Origin of the sequence: Pseudomonas sp. NPDC089392, assembly GCF_044749595.1 — a bacterium.
GTDB lineage: Bacteria > Pseudomonadota > Gammaproteobacteria > Pseudomonadales > Pseudomonadaceae > Aquipseudomonas.
In genome coordinates, this window is sequence record NZ_JBIVIF010000005.1 from 153193 (window position 1) to 171574 (window position 18382).

15 protein-coding genes are annotated in these 18382 nt (G+C 61.6%); 14 read left to right on the plus strand and 1 reads right to left on the minus strand.

Annotation, left to right across the window (positions count from 1 at the left end; all coding sequences use genetic code 11):
* Nucleotides 1–133 precede the first annotated feature (133 nt).
* The 6 genes from gap to ACIP1G_RS07635 all read left to right on the plus strand — a co-directional run bounded on the left by gap (nt 134) and on the right by ACIP1G_RS07635 (nt 7331).
* Nucleotides 134–1135, plus strand: a complete 1002-nt coding sequence (gene gap / locus ACIP1G_RS07610) for a type I glyceraldehyde-3-phosphate dehydrogenase (protein WP_400735164.1) — start codon at nt 134–136, stop codon at nt 1133–1135.
* Nucleotides 1136–1517: 382 nt separating this feature from the next.
* Nucleotides 1518–2030, plus strand: a complete 513-nt coding sequence (locus ACIP1G_RS07615; RefSeq protein ID WP_400735166.1) for an RNA polymerase sigma factor — start codon at nt 1518–1520, stop codon at nt 2028–2030.
* An 88-nt stretch (nt 2031–2118) separates the two neighbouring features.
* On the plus strand, nt 2119–3081 hold the full coding sequence (locus ACIP1G_RS07620) for a FecR family protein (RefSeq protein WP_400735168.1): 963 nt from the start codon (nt 2119–2121) through the stop codon (nt 3079–3081).
* A 250-nt stretch (nt 3082–3331) separates the two neighbouring features.
* Nucleotides 3332–5917, plus strand: a complete 2586-nt coding sequence (locus ACIP1G_RS07625; RefSeq protein WP_400735170.1) for a TonB-dependent receptor — start codon at nt 3332–3334, stop codon at nt 5915–5917.
* Nucleotides 5918–6269: 352 nt separating this feature from the next.
* Nucleotides 6270–6863, plus strand: coding sequence for a biliverdin-producing heme oxygenase (locus tag ACIP1G_RS07630; protein WP_400735172.1), 594 nt, complete (start codon nt 6270–6272; stop codon nt 6861–6863).
* A gap of 54 nt (nt 6864–6917) precedes the next feature.
* Nucleotides 6918–7331 carry a YbaN family protein gene (locus ACIP1G_RS07635; RefSeq protein WP_400735174.1) on the plus strand — a complete coding sequence of 138 codons (414 nt, stop codon included), beginning with the start codon at nt 6918–6920 and terminating at the stop codon, nt 7329–7331.
* On the opposite strand, the gene arcD (ACIP1G_RS07640) is transcribed toward ACIP1G_RS07635, so the two are convergent.
* On the minus strand, nt 7311–8738 hold the full coding sequence (arcD, locus tag ACIP1G_RS07640; RefSeq protein ID WP_400735176.1) for an arginine-ornithine antiporter: 1428 nt from the start codon (nt 8736–8738) through the stop codon (nt 7311–7313). The genes ACIP1G_RS07635 and arcD (ACIP1G_RS07640) overlap by 21 nt on opposite strands.
* A gap of 434 nt (nt 8739–9172) precedes the next feature.
* Between arcD (ACIP1G_RS07640) and arcD (ACIP1G_RS07645) the strand changes: the two genes are divergently transcribed.
* The 8 genes from arcD (ACIP1G_RS07645) to gcvH all read left to right on the plus strand — a co-directional run bounded on the left by arcD (ACIP1G_RS07645) (nt 9173) and on the right by gcvH (nt 18373).
* The gene (gene arcD / locus ACIP1G_RS07645; RefSeq protein WP_400735178.1) at nt 9173–10600 is read left to right on the plus strand and encodes an arginine-ornithine antiporter; all 1428 of its coding nucleotides are present in this window, start codon (nt 9173–9175) and stop codon (nt 10598–10600) included.
* 33 nt (nt 10601–10633) lie between these two features.
* A complete protein-coding gene (gene arcA / locus ACIP1G_RS07650; protein WP_400735180.1) occupies nt 10634–11896 on the plus strand; it encodes an arginine deiminase in 1263 nt (420 codons plus the stop codon).
* A 69-nt stretch (nt 11897–11965) separates the two neighbouring features.
* A complete protein-coding gene (locus ACIP1G_RS07655) occupies nt 11966–12976 on the plus strand; it encodes an ornithine carbamoyltransferase (protein WP_400735181.1) in 1011 nt (336 codons plus the stop codon).
* A 182-nt stretch (nt 12977–13158) separates the two neighbouring features.
* A complete protein-coding gene (gene arcC / locus ACIP1G_RS07660; protein WP_400735183.1) occupies nt 13159–14088 on the plus strand; it encodes a carbamate kinase in 930 nt (309 codons plus the stop codon).
* A 56-nt stretch (nt 14089–14144) separates the two neighbouring features.
* Nucleotides 14145–14513: a DUF5064 family protein gene (locus tag ACIP1G_RS07665; RefSeq protein WP_400735185.1), complete on the plus strand. Its 369-nt coding sequence runs from the start codon at nt 14145–14147 to the stop codon at nt 14511–14513.
* Nucleotides 14514–14682: 169 nt separating this feature from the next.
* Complete coding sequence (locus ACIP1G_RS07670) at nt 14683–16191, plus strand: sigma-54-dependent transcriptional regulator (RefSeq protein ID WP_400735187.1); 1509 nt, start codon at nt 14683–14685, stop codon at nt 16189–16191.
* 166 nt (nt 16192–16357) lie between these two features.
* Nucleotides 16358–17563: a sodium/glutamate symporter gene (gene gltS / locus ACIP1G_RS07675; protein ID WP_400735188.1), complete on the plus strand. Its 1206-nt coding sequence runs from the start codon at nt 16358–16360 to the stop codon at nt 17561–17563.
* A 426-nt stretch (nt 17564–17989) separates the two neighbouring features.
* Nucleotides 17990–18373, plus strand: coding sequence for a glycine cleavage system protein GcvH (gcvH, locus tag ACIP1G_RS07680; RefSeq protein WP_400735190.1), 384 nt, complete (start codon nt 17990–17992; stop codon nt 18371–18373).
* The last annotated feature ends 9 nt before the right edge of the window (nt 18374–18382 follow it).

The window sequence follows — 18382 nt, forward strand, 5'->3', positions numbered from 1 at the left end:
TAAACAAAATACTGCCACTAAAAAGGCTTGTTTTCTATCTGATAGTGAATAATCTTGTAATTCCAACAACAAAACCGTTTCAGTGAAGCCCCTTTGTGCCATAGCTTTCACTCGGACCGCCAGAGGTACTGCCATGACCCTACGCATCGCCATCAATGGATTCGGCCGCATCGGGCGCAACGTCCTGCGCGCACTGTATACCCAAGGTTACCGCCAGGACCTGCAGGTCGTCGCCATCAACGACCTGGGCGACAGCGCCATGAATGCCCACCTGCTCAAGTACGACAGCGTGCACGGCACCTTCGACGCCACTGTCGAAGCCGACCACGAAAGCCTGACGGTCAACGGTGACCGTATTTCGGTCAGTGCCATCCGCAACCCGGCCGAACTGCCCTGGAAGGCCGAGGCGATCGACGTGGTGTTCGAGTGCACCGGGCTGTTCACCGACCGCGCCAAGGCCGCCGCGCATTTGGCCGCCGGGGCTGGCAAGGTGATTGTCTCGGCGCCTGCCAAGGGTGCCGACGCCACTGTGGTGTATGGGGTCAACCACGACATTCTGCGGGCCTCGCACCAGGTCATTTCCAACGCCTCCTGCACCACCAACTGCCTGGCGCCGATCGCCCAGGTGCTGGACCGTGAATTTGGTATCGAACAGGGCCTGATGACCACCATTCATGCCTACACCAACGACCAGGTGCTCACCGACGTGTACCACGGCGACCCGTACCGCGCGCGCTCGGCGACCCAGTCGATGATCCCGAGCAAGACCGGCGCCGCCGAGGCCGTTGGCCTGGTGCTGCCGGAACTGGCCGGCAAGCTGACCGGCATGGCGGTGCGGGTGCCGGTGATCAACGTGTCGCTGGTGGACCTCACCGTCAACCTCAAGCGCGAGGCCACGACCGAGCAGGTCAACCAGCTGTTCCTTGAAGCCAGCAAGCATTCCAGGGTATTGGGCTACAACGCCTTGCCGTTGGTTTCATGCGATTTCAACCACAACCCGCTGTCGTCGATCTTCGATGCCAACCATACCCGGGCCAACGGGCGCATGCTCAAGGTGCTGGCGTGGTATGACAACGAATGGGGGTTCAGCAACCGGATGCTGGATAACTGTTTGGCGTTGTGTAGCGCCCGGTGAGTATGACGCGGCATTTTGGGCGTCTGTGAGATCGAGCGCCGCCCGCGCGGCGCTTCGCAGCACAAGGCTGCTCCTACATCTGTTTCGGGCCAGTTATTCCTGAGAAAGGCGCGCGCGGCCCCTTGGCGTCCACCTCGATATCGCGACGGGCAAACAAGGCGGTCGCGCACAAAGGCACAGGCATGACTGGCCCGAAACAGATGTAGGAGCAGCCTTGTGCTGCGAAGCGCCGCGCGGGCGGCGCTCAATCTCAAATACACAGAAATTCCTCCGCCATACACCTGCAGACTCACAATCTTTACCTTTTCCTAACATTTCCACACTTGACCTGCGACACGGATGATAAGCATTATCATTAACCTTTCGTCGGCCAGGTCCCCCCGTGAGTCAGTCCCGGTTCAACTCTGTCTTCCTCGTCCAGCGGCTTACCTTGCTGCGCACCTTGCAGCGCATGGTCGGCAACCCCAGCACCGCCGAGGACCTGCTGCAGGAAACCTACCTGCGGGTGTCCCGCGCCTTGGGTGAGCGGCCCATCGAGCATATCGAGCCGTTCGTGTTCCAGACCGCACGCAACCTGGCCCTCGACCACCTGCGCGCGCGCCGGGTGCAGGCGCGCATGTTGGTCGACGACGTACCCGACGAGGTCCTGCACAGCATTGCCGCCCCCGCCAGCAGCAGCGAGGATGCCGCCCATGCCGAACAGTTGCTCAAGCACCTGAGCGTCAGCCTTAACCAGCTGAGCGAGCGCCAGCAGCGCATCTTCATCCTCAGCCGGCTGCATGGCGCCACCTACCTGGAAATTGCCGAACAACTGAATGTTTCGGCCAGCACGGTACAGAAGGAACTGAAACTGATCATGGCGATCTGCATGGGTGTCGCCGACCGCCTCAAGTGAGCCGAGAACAGGCGAGCGGTAACGCAAAGCCCTTGCCACACCCCGCCCTAGCCTTGATCATTCGCAAAAAACCATTCAAGGATTCACCGTGACCGACAGCCCCGCCCCTCGCCCGTCACCTGCCGGGCCCAGTGCCCGTGCTCGTGCCATGGACGAGGCGCTGGACTGGCTGGTACGCCTGCAATGCGCCGATGCCGAGGACACCCAGGCCTTCGAAGCCTGGCTGAGTGCGGCGCCGGAAAACGCCGAGGCCTATGTCGAGGCAGAAGCACTGTGGAACGGTACGCCACTGCACCAGGTGGCCACGCAGATGCACCAACAGCAGCGCCGCTCGTGGCGCGGGCGCTTGCGCAGCCACTGGAAACCCCTGGCCACTGCCGCCGTGCTGCTGGTCGGGCTGTTCACCCTCGGCAACCTGCCTGTGCGCCTGCAGGCCGACCATCTGACCGTGGTGGGCGAGCGCCAGCGCCTGCAGCTGGAAGACGGCGCAAAAGTGCTGCTCAACACCAACTCGGCATTTGCCAGCGACCGCCGTGACGGGCGCCAGGTCGCCCGGCTGCTGCAGGGCGAGGCTTACTTCCAGGTGCCCGAGGGCACGCTGCTGCCACTGGAGGTGGAGGCCGGGCCGTTGCGCGCACAGGTGCGTGACACCGACTTTGCCGTGCGCTACCTGGACGGCGAGGCGCAAGTACGGGTGCAGCGTGGCGATGTCGACCTGCAGGGGGCCCGCGACCAGCGCATCCGCCTGAGCGCTGGCGACAGCATCAGCGTCGGCCCGCAAGGCTTTGGCCAACGCCAGCGCCCCGACATGCACAAGGACCTGGCCTGGGTCGACGGCCGCCTGGTGTTCGAGAACTGCCCGTTAAGCCAAGTGCTGGCCGAGGTGCGGCGCTATTACCCAGGCTGGATCATCAACCGCAATGCGCAACTGGAAGACGTTGCCGTCACCGGCAACTACCGCCTCGACCAACCGCTGGAAACCCTGCGCGCGCTGGCCCACATCACCTCGGCACAGCTGCATGAGTACCCAGCGCTGGTGATCCTGAACTGATCACAGCAGGTACACGCATCGTTGAGCGGCTTTAGCCGCGAACACCGGCGCAGCCCCGGTGCCATCCACCACGTTGGATTCTTCGCGGCTAAAGCCCACAGGGTATGCGGACCGCTTGCGAGAGCCAGCAAATTATTTTTACGCGATCGCGCTGCCCCGCCCGTCTCGTTATAGCCAATGCAACTGATTCTTGTTTGAAAACGAGAACAGCCATCACCTATAACAGTCCGCGCGTCTGGGAGCGCTTTCGATGTCCACAGGTCCTACCCGTTCGTCCACCCTACCCCGCCGTACAGGGCAACTGTCCTTCCTGACCTTGGCTCTGCTCGCCAGCGGCGCCTGCAGCCTGCCGGCGCTGGCCGCCGAGCCGGCCCAGGCCAGTAGCCCACGCATGGGCGACTACCGCTTCAGCATCGGCCAGCAGCCGCTGGTGTCGGCAATCAACGCCTTCAGCCAGGTCACCGGCTGGCAGGTCGGCTTCAGCGCTGAGCTGGCCGATGGAGTGGCCTCACCAGGGGTACAGGGTTCGCTGCCGCCAGATGCCGCACTCAAGCGCCTTCTGCACGGAACCGGCCTGAGCTTTCGCAAGATCAGCAACGGCAACGTGGTGCTCGAACGCCAAACCAGCGGCAATGTGATTGCCCTGCAGCAGGTTACCGTCAGCGCCACCCGTAGCGCCCAGGACGTCAGCCAGGTGCCGAGCACCGTCAGCGTGCAGACCCGGGAGCAACTGGACCGGCAGAACGTCAACAACATTCAGGACCTGGTGCGCTACGAGCCGGGTGTATCGGTGGCCGGCACTGGCCAGCGCAGTGGCCTGAACGGCTACAACATCCGCGGTATCGACGGTGAGCGAATCCTCACCCAGATCGACGGCGTGTCGATCCCCGACAGCTTCTTCTATGGCCCCTACGCCCAGACCCAGCGCAACTACGTGGACCCGGAAATCGTCAAGCGCGTGGAAATCCTCCGCGGCCCGGCCTCGGTGCTGTACGGCAGCAACGCCATCGGCGGCGCGGTGAGCTACTTCACCCTCGACCCGGACGACATCATCAAGCCCGGCAAGGACGTGGGCGCACGCCTGAAGACCGGCTACAGCTCGGCCGACGAAAGCTGGCTGACCTCCGCCACCGTCGCCGGCCGCCAGGGCGATTTCGACGGCTTGCTGCACCTGAGCCAGCGCAATGGCCACGAAACCGAGACCCACGGCGGCCACAGCGGTGACGGCCTGTCGCGCACCGAGGCCAACCCGATGGACGTGCGCACCACCAACGTGCTGGCCAAGCTGGGTTGGAACTATGCCGACGACGCCCGCCTGGGTTTTACCTACGAGCACTACAAGGATGACCGCGACCAGAACATCCTCAGCGCAGTGGGCGGGCCGTTCACCAACGGTACCGGCCTGGGCATGTACCGCAGCCGTACCGGCGAAGACACCATTTCCCGCGAGCGCTTCGGTATCAATCACGAATTTGGCCTGGATTCCCTGGTAGCTGACCACATCAAGTGGAGCCTCAACTACCAGATCGCCAAGACCGACCAGCATACCGAGGAAGTCTACTTCCCCTTCAGCCGCACAGTGCTGCGTACCCGCGATACCACCTACAAAGACCGCCAATGGATGTTCGACGCTCAGCTGGACAAGGCATTCAGCATTGGCCAGACCGACCACCTGCTGACCTACGGCGCAACCCTGAAGCATGAGAAGGTTACCGGATCGCGCAGCGGCACAGGCACCTGCCTGGCTGTCGGCGGCGCTTGCCGGGCCATTGGCCAAGTCAGCACGGCTGACTCGCAGGCCTTGGTCAGCGACTTCCCGGACCCAACGGTGAACACTTACAGCCTGTTCGTCCAGGACGAGATCCGCTGGAACAACTGGACCTTCATGCCCGGCGCCCGCTACGACTACACGCGCATGGAACCCAAGTTCACCGAGGAATTCCTGCGTGGCCTGGAGTCCACCGGCACGGCGCCCACTTCGCAGGACGACTCGGACAAGAAGTGGCACCGCGTCTCGCCCAAGTTCGGCCTGACCTACGCCTTCAACGACAACTACACCTGGTACGGCCAATACGCCGAAGGCTTCCGTACACCGACCGCGAAGTCCATGTACGGTAAATTCGTGAACCTTGAAGAAGGTTACCGTGTAGAAGGCAACCCGGGCCTTGAACCGGAAAAGAGCAAAAGCTACGAAACCGGCCTGCGTGGCAACTTCGACGCTGGCAACTTCGACGTGGCGGTGTTCTACAACAAATACCGCGACTTCATCGACGAAGACGCCGTGCAGGGTGCCAACCTGGAACAGACCTTCCAGGCCAACAACATCAAGCACGCCACCATCAAGGGTGCCGAGGTCAAAGGCCGCCTGAACCTCGACCACTTCGGTGCGCCGCAGGGCCTGTACACCCAAGGCTCGATTGCCTACACCTACGGCCGCAACGATGACACTGGCGAGCCGCTGAACAGCGTCAACCCGCTGAAGGGGGTGTTCGGCCTGGGCTACGACCAGCAGAACTACGGCGGCCTGTTGAGCTGGACGCTGGTCAAGCGCAAGACCCGTGTCGACGACACCACCTTCTACTCGCCCGACGGCTCGACCTCCAAGTTCCGCACCCCGGGCTATGGCGTGCTGGACCTGAGCGGCTACTACAAGGTCACCGACGACGTCACCATCAACGCCGGCCTGTACAACCTCACCGACAAGAAATACTGGCAGTGGGACTCGGTACGCAGCTACGACGGCCAGGGTGAAGCCGGTGTGACCCAACCGGCCAATATCGACCGCCTGACCATGCCGGGGCGCAATTTCGGTATCAATGTGGTTTGGGATATCTGATCGTTTCAGATTTGCATCGCCTGCGAGATCGAGCGCCGCCCGCGCGGCGCTTCGCGGCTAAAGCCGCTCCTACGTTTGTTTCGGGCCAATTATGCCTGTGGGAATTGCGCGCGAACGCCTTGGCGCACGCCTCGATATCGCGTCGTACAAACAAGGCGGTCGCGCGCGCCTGGGACAGGATGGACTGGCCCGAAACAAATGTAGGAGCGGCTTTAGCCGCGAAGCGCCGCGCGGGCGGCGCTCGATCTCCCAGGCGCTGCAATAACCAATCTGTAAATACCCAGTTTTTTTACTGTCCCGCCCCCGCTGTTTCGTCTTGTCTCTAGACGCCCCTCTTTCCAAGGACTGCCCCATGACCGACCGCCCAGCCCTGCGCTCCCAGCGCCTGAACCAGATCACCCACGCCCCGCACGCCGAGCTGGATGCCCTGGTCAAATCCCACGCGCCGTTCGACAGCCGCGAAAGCTTCGCCCGTTTCGTGGTCGCCCAGTACCTGTTCCAGTCCGAGCTGCAGGCCCTGTACAACGACCCGCAACTGATCGCCATCGTCCCTGACCTGGCCGAGCGCTGCCGTGCCGACCAGGCCCGCCTGGACCTCGCCGACCTCGACACCGAAGTACCCGCAGCCGTGCCAGGCGCCCTGGGCAACCCAAGCCTGGGCGAGGCAATGGGCTGGATCTTCGTCTCCGAAGGCTCCAAACTGGGCGCTGCGTTTCTGATCAAGCGTGCCGTGGCGCTGGAACTGTCCGACAGCTTCGGCGCCCGCCACCTGGGCGAACCGGCCGGTGGCCGGGCCGAAGGCTGGAAGCAGTTCACCCGCATCCTCGATGGCCTGGAGTTGTCTGGCGAAGAGGAAGCCGCTGCCGAACGCGGCGCGGTCGCCGCCTTCGAACGCTTCACCGAGCTGCTAAAGCACGCCTATGCTGCAGATGCCGCGCTGGTTTGATACGCCGTAGCCGGCCACCCTTTCGGTGGCCGAACCGTTTTATGCAGTGAGACCATGACCCGACCCGCCCGCTCGAAACTCGCCCGCCTGCTGTATGGAATCCTGGCTTACGTGAGCCTGGGCGTGGGCCTGGTCGCGATTGTGATTCCGGGCCTGCCGACCACCGAGTTCATCCTGCTGGCCGCCTGGGCGGCTACCCGCAGCTCGCCGCGCCTGTCGGCCTGGCTGGAGAACCACCGGCTGTTCGGGCCGATCCTGTACAACTGGCGCAATGGCAAGGTGATCCAGCGCCGCGCCAAAGTCAGCGCGACCATCAGCATGCTGCTGTGCGCAAGCCTGATGCTGACCTTCCTGGAACACCACTGGCCGGTGTTCCTGGCCATTGCCGGCATGACCCTGGGCAACCTGTGGATCTGGTCGCGCCCGGAACACGCCTGCCCCGCACCGTCACAAGCTCAGCAGCCCTGAATAAAGGGCGTAGGCCGCCAGCGCAGCGCCCGCCAGTACGGCGGCAAAAATCAGCTTTTCCCAGGTCGTGAACAACGTCTGGCCCTGCTCATGCTTGGCCCTGGCGAACAGGATCACACCGGGGGCGTACAACAGCGCTGACAGCAGCAGGTACTTGAGCCCGCCGGCGTACAACAGCCACACGGCGTACAGCAAGGCCACCAGCGCCACCAGCAGGTCCTTGCGCCGCAGCCCCGGCTGCCCGGCATAGGTTTCTGCACGCACTGCCAGCAGCACGGCATACGCCGCCGACCACAGGTAAGGCACCAGGATCATCGACGAGGCCAGGTAGATCAGGCTGGTGTAGGTACCGGCCGAAAACAGCGTGATCAGCAAGAAGCCCTGGATCATGCAGTTGGTCAGCCACAGGGCATTGGCCGGCACATGGTTGGCGTTTTCCTTGGCCAGAAAGCGCGGCATGGTCTTGTCGCGCGCCGTGGCATAAAGGATCTCCGCACACAGCAGCGCCCAGGACAGCAACGCGCCGAGCAGTGATACCGCCAGGCCGAGGCTGATCAGCAAGGCGCCCCAGGGCCCGACGATATGCTCCAGCACCGAAGCCAGTGACGGGTTCTGCAACCCAGCCAGCTCCGGCTGGGTCATCACCCCCAGCGAAAGCACGTTGACCAGCACCAGCAGCGCCAGTACGCCCAGGAACCCGATCACCGTGGCCTTGCCCACGTCCGAGCGGCGCTGGGCACGGCCGGAATACACGCTGGCGCCCTCGATGCCGATGAACACGAACACGGTGACCAGCATCATGTTGCGCACCTGGTCCAGTACGTTGCCGAACTGCGGGTTGCTCAAGCCCCAGATGTCACGGGTGAAGATATCAGCGCGGAAGGCGAATGCCGCGATCACCACGAATATCAACAACGGCACCACCTTGGCCACGGTGGTTACCTGGTTGATGAACGCCGCTTCCTTGATGCCGCGCAGCACCAGGAAATGCACCGCCCACAGCAGCAGCGAGGCACAGCCGATGGCGATAGGCGTGTTGCCTTCGCCGAAGACCGGGAAGTAGAAGCCCAAGGTGCTGAACAGCAGCACGAAGTAGCCGACGTTGCCCAACCAGGCGCTGATCCAGTAGCCCCAGGCCGACGAAAAGCCCATGTAGTCACCGAAACCGGCCTTGGCATAGGCATACACGCCCGAATCCAGTTCAGGCTTGCGGTTGGCCAGGGTCTGGAACACGAAGGCCAGGGCCAGCATGCCGACTGCGGTGATGCTCCAGCCGATCAGTACCGCGCCCACATCGGCACGCGCAGCCATGTTCTGCGGCAGCGAAAAGATCCCGCCCCCAATCATCGAGCCGACCACCAGCGCGATCAGCGCGCCCAGGCGCAGCTTCTGTCCCGGTTCGCTCATGAATCCCCCATTTTTTCACGCGCTGTCATACGTTTGAAACGGCCCTGCGAGCCAAATAAACATTGTTACTTATAATAAATCAGGCCATTGAAGCTATAGCACTCATAACTGCTTTGTCTATGCAGCCCTCCTTAAAAACTAGCAGCTAAGGAGCATCTAGAAAAGTTCCCGATAAAACTCGAAATTCTTGTGAAAAATTTGCGAAAGCGGCAAAAGCGGCTAGCTTCAAGCATCGCAGGCCAAACAGAGCGTTTGCTCTAGATGGACATGGAGGTGCCAGCGCGCAAGGCCTGCAGCAGAAGCTGTCGGCACTCTCCAGGAGCCCCGTGAAGGAATTTTCCTACTTCACGTAGCCATAAACTGACCCAAGTCAGTCGTTGGCCCAGGCGTCGGATTTATTCTGTCGTCAACTTTCTCCTGGCAGGAGTTGTTAAATGTCTGATTCTTCCGGAAAACTAAAGCTCGGTGCGTTAGTTGCACTTGTAGTCGGCTCGATGATCGGTGGCGGGATCTTCTCGCTGCCGCAAAACATGGCCGCCAGCGCGGGGGTTGGCGCGGTACTGATCGGTTGGGCCATCACCGCAGTCGGCATGCTGACCCTGGCGTTCGTGTTCCAGACCCTGGCCAACCGCAAGCCTGACCTGGACGGCGGGGTGTATGCCTACGCCAAGGCTGGTTTTGGCGATTACATGGGCTTTTCCTCGGCCTGGGGCTACTGGATCAGTGCCTGGCTGGGCAACGTCGGCTACTTTGTACTGCTGTTCAGCACCTTGGGCTACTTCTTCCCGATCTTTGGCGAAGGCAACACCCCCGCCGCCATCATTGGCGCGTCGGTGCTGTTGTGGGCAGTGCACTTCCTGGTGTTGCGCGGCATCAAGGAAGCGGCGTTCATCAACCTGGTCACCACCGTGGCCAAAGTGGTGCCGCTGGTACTGTTCGCCCTGATCTGCCTGTTCGCCTTCAAGCTCGATATCTTCACCGCCGACATCTGGGGCGTTGGCACACCGGAACTGGGCAGCGTAATGAACCAGGTGCGCAACATGATGCTGGTCACCGTGTGGGTGTTCATCGGCATCGAGGGCGCGAGCATCTTCTCGTCACGGGCGGAAAAACGCTCTGACGTAGGTAAGGCCACGGTCATCGGCTTTGTCACCGTGCTGCTGTTCCTGGTGCTGGTCAACGTGCTGTCGCTGGGCATCATGACCCAACCGGAACTGGCCAAGCTGCAGAACCCTTCGATGGCCGCGGTACTGGAGCATGTGGTCGGCCACTGGGGCGCGGTGCTGATCAGCGTCGGCCTGATCATCTCGCTGCTGGGGGCCCTGCTGTCGTGGGTGCTGCTGTGCGCCGAGATCATGTTCGCCGCAGCCAAGGACCACACCATGCCGGAGTTCCTGCGCCGCGAGAACGCCAACCAGGTGCCGGCCAACGCCCTGTGGCTGACCAACGCCATGGTGCAGATCTTCCTGGTCATCACCCTGTTCTCCAGCAGTACATACCTGTCGCTGATTTACCTTGCCACCTCGATGATCCTGGTGCCTTACCTGTGGTCGGCTGGCTATGCCTTCCTGCTGGCACTGCGCAGTGAAACCTACGAGCAGGCCCTTGCCGAGCGGCAGAAGGACCTGATCATCGGCGGCATCGCGCTGATATACGCCATCTGGCTGCTGTATGCCGGCGGCGTGAAATACCTGCTGCTCTCGGCCCTGCTCTATGCCCCTGGCGTGATCCTGTTCGCCAAGGCCAAGCGCGAGGTGGGCCAACCAATCTTCACCAACGTGGAAAAACTGATCTTCGCAGCCGTGGTCATCGGCGCCTTGGTGGCAGCCTATGGCTTGTACGACGGCTTCCTGACCCTTTGACCCACGTTTTCGTTCAATTGGAGGAATGAAACCATGTCCGCTGATAAACAGAAGTACGGTGTCCACTCCGAAGCCGGCAAACTGCGCAAAGTGATGGTTTGCTCGCCGGGCCTGGCGCACAAGCGCCTGACACCGAGCAACTGTGACGAGCTGCTGTTCGACGACGTGATCTGGGTCGACCAGGCCAAGCGCGACCATTTCGACTTCGTCACCAAGATGCGCGAGCGCGGTGTGGATGTGCTGGAGATGCACAACCTGCTGACCGACATCGTGCAGAACAAAGAGGCCCTGAAGTGGATCCTCGACCGCAAGATCACCCCCGACACCGTCGGCGTGGGCCTGACCAACGAAGTACGCAGCTGGCTCGAAGGCCTTGAGCCGCGCCACCTGGCCGAGTTCCTGATCGGCGGTGTGGCTGGCCAGGACCTTCCAGTAAGCGAAGGCGCCGAAGTGATCAAGATGTACAACAAGTACCTGGGTCACTCCAGCTTTATTCTGCCGCCGCTGCCCAACACCCAATTCACTCGTGACACCACCTGCTGGATCTACGGTGGCGTAACGCTCAACCCGATGTACTGGCCTGCGCGACGCCAGGAAACTCTGCTGACCACAGCCATTTACAAGTTCCACAAGGAATTCACTGGTGCTGAGTTCGAGGTCTGGTATGGCGACCCAGACAAGGATCACGGCAACGCCACCCTCGAGGGCGGCGATGTGATGCCGGTCGGCAAGGGCATCGTGCTGATCGGCATGGGTGAGCGCACCTCGCGCCATGCCATCGGCCAACTGGCTCAAAACCTGTTCGAGAAAGGCGCGGCCGAGAAAGTCATCGTCGCCGGCCTGCCAAAGTCCCGCGCGGCGATGCACCTGGACACCGTGTTCAGCTTCTGCGACCGCGATCTTGTAACGGTATTCCCGGAGGTGGTGAAAGAGATCAAGCCGTTCATCATCACCCCAGACTCCAGCAAGCCCTATGGCATGAACATCGTGCCGCAGGATGCCTCGTTCCTCGAGGTGGTATCCGAGCAGTTGCTGGGCAAGAAAGACAAGCTGCGCGTGGTCGAGACCGGCGGCAACAGCTTCGCTGCCGAGCGCGAACAGTGGGATGACGGCAACAACGTGGTGGCCATCGAGCCAGGCGTGGTCATCGGCTACGACCGCAACACCTACACCAATACCCTGCTGCGCAAGGCCGGCATCGAGGTCATCACCATCAGCGCCGGCGAACTGGGCCGGGGCCGTGGCGGCGGCCACTGCATGACCTGCCCGATTGTGCGCGACCCGATCGACTACTAACGACCATAACCCCCGGCCGCCCTCACAAAGCGGCGGCCGGTGTGCTCACCAAACTCAAGGAGAAAAGTCATGGCGTTCAACATTCACAACCGCAACCTGCTCAGCCTGGAACACCACACCACATGTGAGCTGCGCTACCTGCTGGACCTGTCCCGCGACCTCAAGCGCGCCAAGTACACCGGCACCGAGCAACAACACCTGAAGGGCAACAACATCGCCCTGATCTTCGAGAAAACCTCCACCCGTACCCGCTGCGCCTTCGAAGTGGCCGCCTATGACCAGGGCGCCAACGTCACCTACATCGACCCGAACTCTTCGCAGATTGGCCACAAGGAAAGCATGAAGGACACTGCCCGCGTGCTCGGGCGCATGTACGACGCCATCGAGTACCGTGGCTTCAAGCAGGAAATCGTCGAAGAGCTGGCCAAGTTCGCTGGCGTGCCGGTGTTCAACGGCCTGACCGACGAATACCACCCCACCCAGATGATCGCCGACGTGCTGACCATGCGTGAGAACAGCGACAAGCCGCTGCACGACATCAGCTACGCCTACCTGGGCGACGCGCGCAACAACATGGGCAACTCGCTGCTGCTGATCGGCGCCAAGCTCGGCATGGACGTACGCATCGCTGCGCCCAAGGCACTGTGGCCACATGACGACCTGGTCGAGCGCTGCAAGAAATACGCAGAGGAAAGCGGCGCGCGCATCACCCTCACCGAAGACCCGGTTGCCGCAGTCAAGGGCGTGGACTTCGTGCACACCGACGTGTGGGTATCGATGGGTGAGCCGATCGAAGCCTGGGGCGAGCGCATCAAGCAGCTCAAGCCGTACCAGGTGAACGCGCAGCTGATGAAGGCTACCGGTAACCCACGGACCAAGTTCATGCACTGCCTGCCGGCGTTCCACAACTCCGAAACCAAGGTAGGCAAGCAGATCGCAGAACAGTACCCGGACCTGGCCAACGGCATCGAAGTGACCGACGACGTGTTCGAGTCGCCGGCCTGCATCGCCTTCGAGCAGGCGGAAAACCGCATGCACACGATCAAGGCGATCCTGGTTTCGACCCTGGCTGACTTGTAAGGGCTGACTCGATAGCGCGGCCACCCCGCTCCCCTGTGTAGGAGCGGGTTCACCCGCGAAGGCGTCAGCCCTGTTTGAGATGCTGGTGCTGCCGACGCCTTCGCGGGTAAACCCGCTCCTACACAGGGAGCGGCGCGGCCTGAGAGCAACGCTCCCCCTTCTTTCGTTAAAGGACATTCCCCATGCGTATCGTTGTTGCATTGGGCGGCAACGCCCTGCTGCGTCGCGGCGAGCCCATGACCGCTGACAACCAGCGCGCCAATATCCGCACCGCCACCGAACAGATCGCCAAGATCCACCCTGGCAACGAGCTGGTCATCGCCCACGGCAACGGCCCGCAAGTCGGCCTACTGTCACTGCAGGGCCTTTCCTACAAGCCCGACGAGGCCTACCCGCTGGACGTGCTAGGTGCCGAGACCGAGGGCATGATCGGCTACATGATCGAACAGGAACTGGGTAACCTGCTGGCCTTCGAAGTGCCGTTCGCCACCCTGCTGACCCAGGTCGAAGTGGACGCCAACGACCCCGCCTTCAAGGACCCGACCAAGTTCATCGGCCCGGTCTACGCCAAGGACGAGGCCGAGCGCCTGGCCAAGGAAAAGGGCTGGGTGGTCAAGCCCGACGGCGACAAGTACCGCCGTGTGGTGGCCAGCCCTAAACCCAAGCGCATCTTTGAAATCCGCCCGATCAAGTGGCTCCTGGAAAAGAACAGCATCGTGATTTGCGCTGGCGGCGGTGGCATCCCCACCATGTACGACGAAAACCGCAAGCTCAAGGGCATCGAGGCGGTCATCGACAAGGACCTGTGCTCGGCCTTGCTCGCAGAGCAACTGGATGCCGACCTTCTGATAATCGCCACCGACGTTGATGCGGCGTACATTGACTGGGGCAAACCGACGCAGAAAGCCATTGCCCAGGCGCACCCCGACGAACTGGAACGGCTGGGCTTTGCCGCCGGCTCCATGGGGCCGAAGGTTCAAGCGGCCAGTGATTTTGCCCGCAATACCGGCAAAGTGGCGGTGATCAGTTCGCTGGAAAACATCGAAGAAATTGTCAAAGGCACCGCCGGCACACGGGTTTCTACCGCGAAGCCGGGGATCAGCTACCGTTGAATGCAGTGGGCGGGCCTGCGCGGCCCGCCGTTTTCGACCTTCCAAAGGAGCTTGCCATGGCCCAGTACCACCCCGGTCATGTACACATCGAGCGCACCGCGCTGAACAACAACGACCACAGCTATGACCTGAACATCGAATACGAGGCAGTGTCGGACCCCAAGGAAGGCCGAGGCATTCAGTTCAACATGCATGGCAGCATCGAAGGCAAGACGGTGGAAGAAAAGTTCTTCCTGGCCAAGGACCAGGTGTTGCCCAGTTTCCTCATGCTTCTGACCCGCAAGGCCCAGTCGTATCTGGCGCCGCCGAAGAAATTCGAGAACCTGAATTCGCCGCACAAGCTCTATGACTACATGTTCAAGGATATTCGCGAAAAGCTGGATGTGAAGTCGGGCGATCCGATCAAGCCTGAACATCTGGAATAGCTTCAGAATTTTGGGGCTGCTTTGCAGCCCATCGCGACGCAAGGCCGCTCCTACAGGGGAACGCGTAACCCTTGTAGGAGCGGCCTTGTGTCGCGATGGGCCGCAAAGCGGCCCCGGCGATGTTAAGGCATACTACCGCCCTCCCCGGCCACCACTTTCACCGTCCCTCATGCGCATCCACGTCAGCTTCATCGACCGCGTCGGCATCACCCAGGAAGTCCTCGCCCTGCTAGGTGCCCGCAACCTCAACCTGGACGCCGTGGAGATGGTCCCGCCGAACGTCTACATCGACGCCCCCACCCTCAGCCCCGCCGTGCTTGAAGAACTGCACGACGCCTTGTTCGAAGTGCGCGGCGTGCAATCGGTGGACGTGGTCGACATCCTCCCCGGCCAGCGCCGCCACCTGCAGCTCGATGCCCTGCTGGCCGCCATGAGCGACCCGGTGCTGGCCGTGGACAGTGCTGGCAAGGTGCTGCTGGCCAACCCGGCGCTGATAGCCCTGTGCGGCCGCGAATCCGCCGGGCGCTCGGTGGATGAGCTGTTCGGCGACCCGGCACTGCTACAGGCCCTGCTGGACAACAACTTCCACCTGCCCATGCGCGAGATGCAGTTGAACGGCCAGAGCCTGCTGCTGGACGCCATGCCTATCACCAACGCCGGCGGCCTGCTGACGCTGTACCCGCCAACGCGCATGGGCGAACGCCTGTCGGCGCTGCACCACGACCATGCCGAAGGCTTCGATGCCTTGCTTGGCGAGTCGCCGACCATCCGTACCCTCAAGGCCCGTGCCCTGCGCGTGGCCACGCTCGATGCACCACTGCTGGTGCATGGCGAAACCGGCACCGGCAAAGAGCTGGTAGCCCGCGCCTGCCATGCCATCAGCAGCCGTCACAGCGCACCGTTCCTGGCCCTCAACTGCGCCGCGCTGCCAGAAAGCCTGGCCGAAAGCGAACTGTTCGGTTACGCCCCCGGCGCCTTTACGGGTGCGCAACGGGGTGGCAAGCCCGGGCTGATGGAGCTGGCCAACCAGGGCACGGTGTTCCTCGATGAAATCGGTGAAATGTCGCCTTACCTGCAGGCCAAGCTACTGCGTTTTCTCAGCGATGGCAGTTTCCGCCGGGTGGGTGGTGACCGTGAGGTAAAGGTGGATGTGCGCATCATCAGCGCCACCCACCGCGACCTGGAGCGCATGGTTGCCGAGGGCAGTTTCCGCGAAGACCTGTTCTATCGCCTCAACGTGCTCAACCTGCAAGTACCGCCACTGCGCGACCGCGGCCAGGACATCCTGATGCTGGCGCACTTCTTCATGCAGCAGGCCTGCACGCAGATCCAGCGCCCACCCTGCCGGCTGACCCCGGCCACCCATTCGGCGCTGCTGGCCAACCCTTGGCCGGGCAACGTGCGCCAGCTGCAGAACGTGATTTTCCGCGCGGCGGCTATCTGCGAGGGCAACCTGGTGGACATCGGTGACCTGGACATTGCCGGCACCTCGGTGGCCCGCGGGCAGGATGGCGAAGTGGCCAGCCTGGAACAGGCCGTGGGCGATTTCGAGCGCGAGCTGTTGCAACGGTTGTATGCCAGCTACCCCTCGACCCGACAACTGGCCGGGCGCCTGCAAACTTCGCATACCGCCATCGCCCAGCGCCTGCGCAAATATGGAATACCGGGCAAAATCTGATACTTGTCGACATATTCCGGAAGTTCATCAGACTTTTCCTAAGTGTTCGACAGATACGCTCCCATCTGTGCCTCGTAGAATGGTGACAGTGTAATCCTGACTGTCACCCCACGTGCCCGCGCAATCGCGGGATGTGGATCGCTATTGGATATAACGAGAGCACCTGATGTTTGAACTCGATTTTTACGGGACGCTTGTAGCCGCCTCTTTAGTACTGTTACTTGGGCGCGGTCTGGTCGCCCGCATTGGTTTCCTGCGCGTCTATAACATCCCGGAACCTGTCGCAGGTGGACTGGTAGTTGCGTTGGCGCTTCTGGCATTGCGCAGTTTCGATGTGCAGGTGCAGTTCGATACCTCGCTGCAATCACCCCTGATGCTGGCATTCTTCGCCACCATCGGTTTGAGTGCAGACTTCGCCAGCCTGAAAAAAGGCGGGCGGGTGGTAACCGTGTTCCTACTGGTGGTGACTGGCTTGCTGCTGGTTCAGAACGCCATGGGTATCGGCCTGGCCACGGCATTGGGGCTGGACCCGCTGATGGGCCTGCTGGCCGGCTCTATCACCTTGTCCGGCGGCCACGGCACAGGCGCTGCATGGGGAGCAACCTTCACCGAGAAGTTTGGCCTGGCTTCGGCCTCCGAACTGGCGATGGCCTCTGCCACCTTCGGCTTGGTGCTCGGTGGCCTGATTGGCGGCCCAGTCGCACGGCTGCTGATCAAGCGGGTAAAAACACCCGGGCTTGAAGAAGAAGCACCGCAACTGCCCAAGGGTTTCGAGCAACCCGACAAAGAGCGCCTGATCACGTCGTTTTCATTTATAGAAACACTGGCACTGATTGCTGTCAGCTTGCTCGTGGGCTCGTTACTTAACGGCTTGTTGAAAGGTACTGCATTCGAACTGCCAACGTTCGTTTGTGTGTTGTTCGTGGGCGTGCTTTTGCGCAACGGTCTCTCGGCGTTCGGCTTTTATCATGTGTTCGAGCGGGAAGTTTCGGTACTGGGCAATGTCAGTTTGTCATTATTCCTGGCCATCGCCTTGATGTCGCTCAAACTGTGGGACCTGGCCGCACTGGCCTTGCCGTTCTTTGTGTTGTTAGCCGCACAAACGCTGGTCATGGCACTGTTTGCAATCTTCGTGACCTTCCGGGTCATGGGCCGTAACTATGATGCGGCGGTGCTGGCTGCCGGGCACTGTGGCTTCGGCCTGGGGGCAACGCCGACGGCGATCGCCAACATGCAAGCGGTGACCCAGCGCTACGGCGCTTCGCACATCGCCTTCCTGGTGGTGCCGATGGTGGGCGCGTTTTTCATCGACATCATCAATGTCATCGTGATCAAGCTGTATCTGGCGTTGCCGTTGTTTGCCACAAATTAAGCCGCATGATCGACCTGCACGGTCCTTGTAGGAGCGGCCTTGTGTCGCGAAAGGGCTGCAAAGCAGCCCCAGGATTTCAGCGCAGATGCACAAATAACCGGGTCTGCTCTGCAGCCCTTTCGCGACACAAGGCCGCTCCTACATGAGCCGCAGCAGGCAACCATGTATTGATTTAAATACACCGTACCGAAATCAATACACAGCCATTCCAGTGCGTCTGTGCAAGGGTTTGATCCCCAAACCCTTTTCCCTCTTCCTCCCGCTGTAGCGTTTTCATTCCAAAACCATGACCAAATGATTACAAAAAATCATTAACTCATTGATTTATAAAGTTTTTTATAGATTGGCCGCAATTTTGCTAAGGGAATCTCAACCCCAAGAGCGCGGAGCGACCGCGCCCAACGCCCTGCTTCCCGAGGATTCCCCATGAGCGAGTTGCGTTTCACTGAAGATCACGAATGGCTGCGCGTCGAAGCCGATGGCAGCGTTACCGTTGGCATCACTGCCTTCGCCCAGAACGCCCTTGGCGATGTGGTTTTCGTGCAACTCCCTGAGTTGCAGCAGTATGAGAAAGGCAGCGAAGCGTCTACCGTCGAATCGGTCAAGGCCGCAAGCGGCGTATACATGCCGCTGACCGGCGAAGTAGTCGAGGTCAACGGCCAGCTTGAAGACAGCCCGGAACTGGTCAACGAAGACCCGATGGGCGAAGGCTGGTTCTTCCGCTTCATCCCTGCCGATGCCAGCGCCGTCGGCGCCCTGCTCGACCAGGACGCTTACGACCGCCTGATCAAAGCCAACGACGACGCCTGAGGAACCCCG